At 42.4% G+C, this 7,700-nt stretch carries 7 protein-coding genes and 1 other RNA gene; 6 read left to right on the plus strand and 2 right to left on the minus strand.

From position 1 onward, the window contains the following. From B3R91_RS10285 to B3R91_RS10300, 4 genes are all read left to right on the plus strand, one after another. Nucleotides 1–632: DNA repair protein (locus tag B3R91_RS10285; protein WP_286797536.1), on the plus strand; the 632-nt coding region annotated here is incomplete at its 5' end. Nucleotides 633–895: 263 nt separating this feature from the next. Beyond that, complete coding sequence (locus B3R91_RS10290; RefSeq protein ID WP_068406656.1) at nucleotides 896–1,534, plus strand: peroxiredoxin; 639 nt, start codon at nucleotides 896–898, stop codon at nucleotides 1,532–1,534. Nucleotides 1,535–1,784: 250 nt separating this feature from the next. Further along, entirely contained in the window at nucleotides 1,785–2,444 is a 660-nt protein-coding gene (locus B3R91_RS10295; RefSeq protein WP_286797537.1) for a glutathione S-transferase family protein, read from the plus strand. Between the two features lie 289 nt (nucleotides 2,445–2,733). Next, a complete protein-coding gene (locus tag B3R91_RS10300; RefSeq protein ID WP_286797538.1) occupies nucleotides 2,734–3,702 on the plus strand; it encodes an META domain-containing protein in 969 nt (322 codons plus the stop codon). Between the two features lie 147 nt (nucleotides 3,703–3,849). Here the strand turns inward: B3R91_RS10300 and ruvC are convergent, their stop codons facing one another. Further along, complete coding sequence (gene ruvC, locus B3R91_RS10305) at nucleotides 3,850–4,434, minus strand: crossover junction endodeoxyribonuclease RuvC (RefSeq protein WP_102076818.1); 585 nt, start codon at nucleotides 4,432–4,434, stop codon at nucleotides 3,850–3,852. A gap of 152 nt (nucleotides 4,435–4,586) precedes the next feature. Here ruvC and B3R91_RS10310 point away from each other — a divergent pair, with 152 nt between their 5' ends. Next, a complete protein-coding gene (locus tag B3R91_RS10310) occupies nucleotides 4,587–5,204 on the plus strand; it encodes an FxsA family protein (protein ID WP_144297726.1) in 618 nt (205 codons plus the stop codon). 136 nt (nucleotides 5,205–5,340) lie between these two features. On the opposite strand, the gene ssrS is transcribed toward B3R91_RS10310, so the two are convergent. Continuing rightward, nucleotides 5,341–5,536: non-coding RNA, 6S RNA (gene ssrS / locus B3R91_RS10315), on the minus strand. 246 nt (nucleotides 5,537–5,782) lie between these two features. Between ssrS and gpmI the strand changes: the two genes are divergently transcribed. Next, nucleotides 5,783–7,441: a 2,3-bisphosphoglycerate-independent phosphoglycerate mutase gene (gpmI, locus tag B3R91_RS10320; protein WP_191692209.1), complete on the plus strand. Its 1,659-nt coding sequence runs from the start codon at nucleotides 5,783–5,785 to the stop codon at nucleotides 7,439–7,441. Nucleotides 7,442–7,700: the final 259 nt, after the last annotated feature.

The raw sequence follows: 7,700 nt of genomic DNA on the forward strand, positions 1-7,700 counted from the left end.
CTTTAATTGTTGGGTTTGGTATTAGAATCGTTTATGGTAAAAATGATTTACACCCTGAAGAAATCAATTGGCTTAAAAATTTAACCTTTATTCGTACCAGTTTCTGCAAAAACTTACATGCCAAATGCTATCTCAATGAAAATGAATGTATTATTACCAGTTTGAATCTTTACGAATTTAGCCAAGTGAATAATAATGAAATGGGCGTACTGATTTATCGTAACGAAGACGCTAAGCTTTATGCTGATACTTATGAAGAAGCCCAACGTATCATTCGCATCAGTGATGAAGTGCGCATGTCGCTAGAAAAGGTAACTGAATCTGAAACGATAGCGGATGATAAAGCCAATTCTAATAATACCAGTGTTGACGCCAATTCTAATGCTAGTGTAGCGAGCAAGTCCACTGCAGAATTGAATACGCCTACTTACTCGAAGCTAACAACTGCAAAGCTTGCCAAAGAGCTTGGCTTTAAAACCCAAGAGCTGAATGAAAAATTGCTAGCCGCGGGTTATGTACAAGAGCAAGAGGGCGAGTTGGTATTAACAGATCAAGGACGCGCCGCTGGTGGTATAAGTAAAAAAGGTAAATTTGGCGAGTTTTGTTTGTGGGACGCAGGCATGGTCATTTAGTTAATATTTTAAATGCAAACTTGGGTTCTTAGTAATAAATGGCATAAGCGCATTACAATCCATCACAAGACATTCATAACCAGTTTGCTAAGATAGAAGAGAATTCTTGCTGACGTACTTTGAGTTATTGTGTAGTATTGACCAAGTACATTTATAACTAAGTACGTTTATAACTAAGTACGTTTATAACAATAGAGCGCATGGATACCTTTAGAGGTGAATAAATACTAACGCTCATCACTCATATAAATAAGGAATAAAGCATGGCAAATTTACGTTTAGGTGATACTGCACCAAATTTTGACGCGACAACCACTGATGGTGATATCAATTTCCACGAATGGGCAGGGGACAGTTGGGTTGTCTTTTTCTCACATCCTGCAGATTACACGCCAGTATGTACCACTGAGCTTGGTCGTACCGCAGCATTAGGCGGTGAGTTCCAAAAGCGCAATGTAAAAGCAATCGCCCTATCAGTTGATGGTTTAGAGGACCATAAAGGCTGGGCCAAAGATATTGAAGAAACCCAAGGTACCGCTGTTAACTTCCCTATCATTGCCGATTCAGACCGCAAAGTGGCGGATCTTTATGACATGATTCATCCAAATGCCGACAATACCGCGACGGTTCGAAGTGTATTTATCATTGATCCAAACAAAAAAGTACGCTTAACGCTGACTTATCCAGCCAGCTGTGGCCGTAACTTTGATGAGATCGTCCGAGTTATCGATGCGATGCAATTGTCTGATGAGTATAACGTCGCAACGCCAGTTGATTGGAAAGAAGGCGATGACGTTATCATTCCACCAAGCGTGAAAAACGAAGATATTCCCGCCAATTATCCAAAAGGCCATACCGAAATTAAACCTTATCTCCGTACCACGCCTGCGCCTAACAAATAAGTTGAGCAGCTAGTCCAAGCAGTTGTTTTAAGTTAATAAGCCCTATGACGTCATGTTATGGGGCTTTTACTTCTTTAGCTTTTCAGCCTTTTATTAGAACAGCATATTCCATAAGGTTTTGTTATGATAATAACAGGCTGAAATGTCTACACATGATATTCATAATTTTATCCATGAACGATAATGCAATAACCATAATAAAACCAAAGGGCGCCGAGTCGCTTTAAAACCATCTTACAAGGAGTTTGCCATGAAAAAGTTATACTTAACCCGTACCGCCCCAAATCCACGTAAAGCGCTTATTTTATTAGCGTCAAAAGGTATCGATGTCGATGATATGGATGATCTTGATGTGGTCGATATCGACTTTGCTACCAATGAGCAGATGTCCGAGGAATTTACCAAAATTAACCCTATGCAGACCGTACCCGTTCTAACCTTGGATGATGGTACGGTGCTGAATGATTCGCAGGCGGTATGCGAGTATCTCGACCGTGTTTATGGCGAGCGCTCGGTGATGGGTAATGACGTCGTACAGCGGGCGCAAGTATGCTCGATGCGCCGTATTGCTGAGTTTGAGGTGCTATACAACTTTATGCTGGCGTTTCAGCATAGCCATCCGTCCAAAGCGCAGCGTGTCGAGCAAGTACCTGAGTTTGTCGCGCCCTCTATTGCCCGCGCGATAAAAGCCCTACCTTATTTTGAAAATGCCTTAAACGGTCATGATTATTTGGTCGGTGACCAGTTAAGCTTTGCCGATATCGTACTGTATTTGGGTCTAGATTTTGGTAAAGCGCTGAAAGTTAATCCAAACGAGCAGGGCGAAAATTTGGCGCGTTTTTATCAAATGATGCATGAGCGCTTTAGTATTAAAAATATGGCAAAAGCCAAACCTGCTTATGATGAATGATAAGGTCGCCTTATAAACCGAGCTTTACATAGCCAAAAGCCTTAATGCGCTAACCACCATATTAGCCAGTTAAGGCTTTTTTTATTGTAAAATTAGAAAAACTATCGAAAACAGTTACTATCAATCTATAAAATTAAACACTTTGTAACAATAATAGATGACATCGGCGCTATAGTGGTCAAATTATGAACACTTTACAAAAATAGATACAATTGCGATTTGTATAGTAAAAACTTCGTATGTTAAAAAGCGGAATATCGAAAAGGTTTACTCACAAGGTATGACTGTTATGACCTCATCTTTTGACACCCAATATTTTACGGAATCATCTTTTATAAAGTCTTTGGCTAGATTTGCTGTTTTGCCCAGTATTCTAGCGGTAAGTCTGACATTAACTGCCTGCCAAGAATCCTCAGTACCAAGCGATAATGATGTACAGACAGAAAATGCTAACGAAGTCGATGGTAATGCTGCTACGCTAGAAAATGATGAGTCCAAGGCGGCTGAGATGAGCACTGAAGAACAAATGATAGCCAATCTTACCCGTTATCGCTGGACACTGATGTCTGCAAGCGATAAAGGTGCCCAGCCACTAAATACATTGCTCGATATCAAAGACCAAGTGCGCTTGAGCTTTAGCCAATACCAAGGTGAGAATAGCCTAAACTATAGTGTCGGCTGCAATACCATGAGCGCAGGATATCAGCTTCAAGGTCAGACGTTGACCATCGAAGACGGTATGAGCACCAAAATGTCGTGCGGTGAGCTTGATAAGGCTGAAAACCAATTGAATGAGCTAATGCAAGGTGAGAATCAATTGACCTTAGTATTAGACGCCAATGTCGAAAACGGTCGTGCTGAGAGCGCAACGGCTGAAAGTCATCAACCTGTCTTAACGCAAATCACAAGCGACGCGGCGACGCTAGTTTGGGTAGGAAAGCTGACTTCGCAAGCTAAATACAACAGTAAAGGTGAAACGGTATTTTGGGCGGTCAATGCTAAGAAAGTAGCCTGCGCTGATAAGAGTTCAGAGTTATGCTTACAAGTAAAACCCATTACTTATGATGACCAAGGTATCAAGGTTAGTGAAGGTGAGTGGACAGCCTTTAACGGTGAAATCGATGGCTATCAGCCTGATGGTATGCACGATGAAGTACTACGTCTCCAGCGCTATGAGTTAGACGCTAATGAGAATGAAGAAGCGCAAGAATATGCTTATGTACTCGATGCAGTGATTGAGAGTAGCGTGGTAGAGTAATGCTTTGTTAGAGTAAGTTGGTTGGTTATTTTTATTATTTAAAATGATGACTCAAATAGAAGAGATAATTTAAACAAAACACGCGCCGTTTGGACGCGTGTTTTTTTTATATTTATTACTTCTATTACTTTACTGCGAACTTATTTTTTAACGCAAATTGCCTAAGTCTTCTTCGGTCAAACGCCAGCGACCTTTTTTCTTCGATGTGCCGCGTCCGCGCATGGCGCTATTCATTATGAGTTTGTTCATGGAATGGCTTGAATGCGCATGACAAATGGCACAGGCAAGGCCATCGGCAGCATCTTGCTGGGGCACCACCTCTAACGCCAAAATGCGGCAGACCATCTCTTGTACTTGCTCTTTTGCCGCCGCACCATAGCCGCAAACCGCTTGCTTAATTTGGCGAGCAGTATATTCCGATACTTCTAAATCAAGAGCGACCATAGCGGCAATCGCCGCACCACGTGCTTGCCCGAGCTTCAACGCTGAGTCTGGGTTTTCTGCCATAAAAACTTGCTCGATAGCGGTATAAATCGGCTCGTCGCCATATTTTAAATGATGCTGGGTGATACGCGTTAAGCCATTAAAAATACGCTTTAGGCGCTCAGGCATCTCTTTGGTATCTGTGCGAATGGTGCCTGCGTCTATATACGTAAGTTTGTCGCCCGTTTGTTGGATAATGCCATAACCAGTCATGCGCGAACCCGGGTCAATCCCGATAATAATTGCCATAGTATTCCGTATTACTTACATTTTGTTTTATGGCTTAAAAATCAGCCGTAAGTTTGATAGTATAGCAATCAATCCCCATATACATCATATGTTAGCCATATTAATTTGCATGGCGCTTAATTTTTAGATTTTATCTTATAGGACGACACTTTATGGGTCAGATAGTTGGTATTGCCATCGTTTGGTTTATTATCGAGATGCTGCTTTGGTATTTACTTGCGCAGTTTATGAGCGGTTGGTGGGTATTTATGTGGTTTATTATCGCCGCCGTTATCGGTATCTCTTTTATACGTAAAGGGATGGCAGCACTCAATCCAATGGCGCAGCAGATGAAAGCTGGCGGTATGATGAACCCTGCGATGCGTCCACAAGAATCAACCATGATTAAAAGTGTCGCTGTAGCAGCGGCGGGTCTTTTGCTGCTGATTCCGGGTGTGCTCAGTGATTTATTAGCCTTACTGGTGATATTGCCGCCGGTGCAAAAAAAGCTCAAAGACTTTGCTAATAATTACGTTATGAACAATCAGCAAAAAATGATGGAGATGATGGCAAAACAGATGGGTGGACAAAACCCGTTTGGTGGCGCAGGCGGCATGGGCGGTCAAAATCCATTTGGCGGTGCAGGTGGTATGAACAACCAAAATCCATTTGGTCAACAGCAACAAAATCCGTTTGGCAATGTGTTTAAACAACATACTACTGTCGATGGGACGGCTAAAAACATCCCTAAAGATGTGAAGAAAATTACCAAATCGGCCAATGACGAATAATCAATTTATTATTAAATAGACATTCTTGCCGACATAAAAAAAGCCCCTTTTATCATTAATAAAAGGGGTTTTTTGAGTGTTAAAACTATTTTTTATAAAAGATAATATTTATAAATAAAATAGCTAATAACTGAATAAAACAACCGAAGTGCCGCCGTAAGATGGTGACCCATGAACCGTGAAGTTCAGGGCGGATGCGTCACTGCCTCTGCAGGTTTCCTGAGACACCGCAAGCGGTGCAGGCATACACAATGAGGCAATAGGTACCACATCCTGGTAAAGCATTATCGGCTCAGGGAATAAACATCTACTAGCCAACACTTCAGAATATAATTATCTTAACCAATGACTTGAGTGATTGCAAGTACGATTTACAGATTGCTACGTAGGGTTAATAAGCAGCATGAATGATGTTGAGTGTTCATTGTATTTACCATGAAATGGCAGAACTTTTAAGGGCATAAATATGGCTTAAAAGGACGATTTTTCAGCTATTTTGAGATATGTGTTAATATAGAGGACTGTAAACATCCTAAGATAGCATTCTAGGCGTTCATTCACTTGAGGAGCGGTAATCCATGACCCATAACCAGCAACAAGCAGAAATTATCGACGATAGTCAGGCTCAGCTCAATAATAAGCAAGATAGCGAGCAAAATAAAAAAGTGCCCCATGTCTTAATGATATTAGATGGTTTTGGGCATCGTGAAGACGATAAGGATAATGCGATTGCTGCCGCCCATATGCCAAATTTAGATAAGATTTATCAGCAATATCCGCATGGATTGATATCGGCTTCAGGAGAGGATGTCGGTCTGCCAGATGGTCAGTTTGGTAACTCAGAAGTTGGTCATATGAATTTGGGCGCTGGCCGCGTGCTTTATCAAGACTCCACTCGTATCTCAAATGAAGTCGCCAATCGTGAGTTCTATAAAAACGAAGCACTGGTTAATGCCGTAAAAGCGGCAAATAAGCTCGGTGGTAACGTGCATATTATGGGATTGTTGTCTGATGGCGGCGTGCACTCACATCAAGACCATATCGAGGCTATGTGCCATTCGGCATTGGTACACGGTGCCAAAAATGTCTTTGTGCATTGTTTTTTAGATGGCCGTGATACGCCGCCAAAATCTGCTGATAAGTACATCAACCGCTTACGCGATCATATTGCTAAGCTCAATGACCATTACGAAGGTGGCCGCGTGCAAATTGCCAGTATTATTGGGCGCTATTATGCAATGGATCGTGACAATCGCTGGGACCGTGTGCAAAAAGCCTATGAGCTTATCACCGAGGGTAAAGCCGACCGCTTAGCAACACGTGCCGATGGCGCCATACAAGCGGCGTATAAAGCACGCGAAACCGATGAGTTCATCAATCCAACGGTGGTGATTGGTCGCGACGAAGTGCCTTATACCGTCGATGACAATGATGCACTTATCTTTATGAACTTCCGCGCTGACCGTGCCCGTGAGCTTGCGCAAGCCTTTGTGCTACCAGATCATGAGTTTTCTGGTTTTGCCCGTCATAAGCAACCAAAGCTTGCTGCTTTTGTGATGTTGACGAAGTATTCTGACGTGTTAGCGGACAATCCAAAAACCAGTATCGCTTATTATCCAGCGTCTTTGACCAATACGCTTGGCGAGTATTTACAAGATAAAGGTAAAACCCAGCTACGTATCGCTGAAACTGAAAAATATGCGCACGTGACCTTTTTCTTTAGCGGCGGCCGCGAAGATGAATATGAAGGCGAGACGCGGATTTTAGTGCCATCGCCTGATGTTGCTACTTATGATTTACAGCCAGAAATGAGCGCGCCTGAGGTGACCGATGAGTTGGTCGCTGCTATCGAGTCGGGTAAATATGATGTGTTGGTGGTTAATTATGCCAACGGCGATATGGTCGGGCATACAGGTGTCTTTGAAGCCGCTGTCAAAGCGGTAGAGGCGTTGGATGTGTGCATTGGTCGCTTAGAAGAAGCGGTACGCGCTGCGGGTGGCGACATGCTGATCACCGCTGACCATGGCAACTGTGAGCAGATGCAAGACTACGAAAGTGGTCAGGTGCATACACAGCATACCACTGAGCTGGTGCCACTGATTTATATTGGTGAGAAAGCCGTAAAAGTACGTAGCGGTGGCAAGCTTAGTGATATTGCGCCTACGATTTTGGCATTAATGGATATCGAGCAACCAGATGAGATGACCGGTAAAAACTTACTGCTTTCGGCTACATAAACTAGACATTTAATAGGGTCATTTAGCAGTCTATTATTACTGCTAAAGCTATTGGGTTTTATAAAAAGGGAAAGATATTGAGTATCTTTCCCTTTTTTTGCATTTTTTTTTCGCATCCCCGCATTTTGCTTGATACATATTGTTTAAGTTACTTGCAATACTGTCCTAGTCTTAGGTAGAGGCGCAGTGTTATTTTAGACGACATTGTTCATGAATAACTTTATAATCATAAATATCTATACCCCACTCTCAACTTGAA

Source organism: Psychrobacter sp. UBA6291, from assembly GCF_002439405.1.
GTDB lineage: Bacteria > Pseudomonadota > Gammaproteobacteria > Pseudomonadales > Moraxellaceae > Psychrobacter > Psychrobacter faecalis.

Bases quoted from the DNA above. Each gene is read 5' to 3' on its own strand.
- B3R91_RS10290 (WP_068406656.1), top strand. From the start codon at position 896: ATGGCAAATTTACGTTTAGGTGATACTGCACCAAATTTTGACGCGACA.
- B3R91_RS10295 (WP_286797537.1), top strand. From the start codon at position 1,785: ATGAAAAAGTTATACTTAACCCGTACCGCCCCAAATCCACGTAAAGCG.
- B3R91_RS10300 (WP_286797538.1), top strand. From the start codon at position 2,734: ATGACCTCATCTTTTGACACCCAATATTTTACGGAATCATCTTTTATA.
- ruvC (WP_102076818.1), bottom strand. From the start codon at position 4,434: ATGGCAATTATTATCGGGATTGACCCGGGTTCGCGCATGACTGGTTAT.
- B3R91_RS10310 (WP_144297726.1), top strand. From the start codon at position 4,587: ATGGGTCAGATAGTTGGTATTGCCATCGTTTGGTTTATTATCGAGATG.
- gpmI (WP_191692209.1), top strand. From the start codon at position 5,783: ATGACCCATAACCAGCAACAAGCAGAAATTATCGACGATAGTCAGGCT.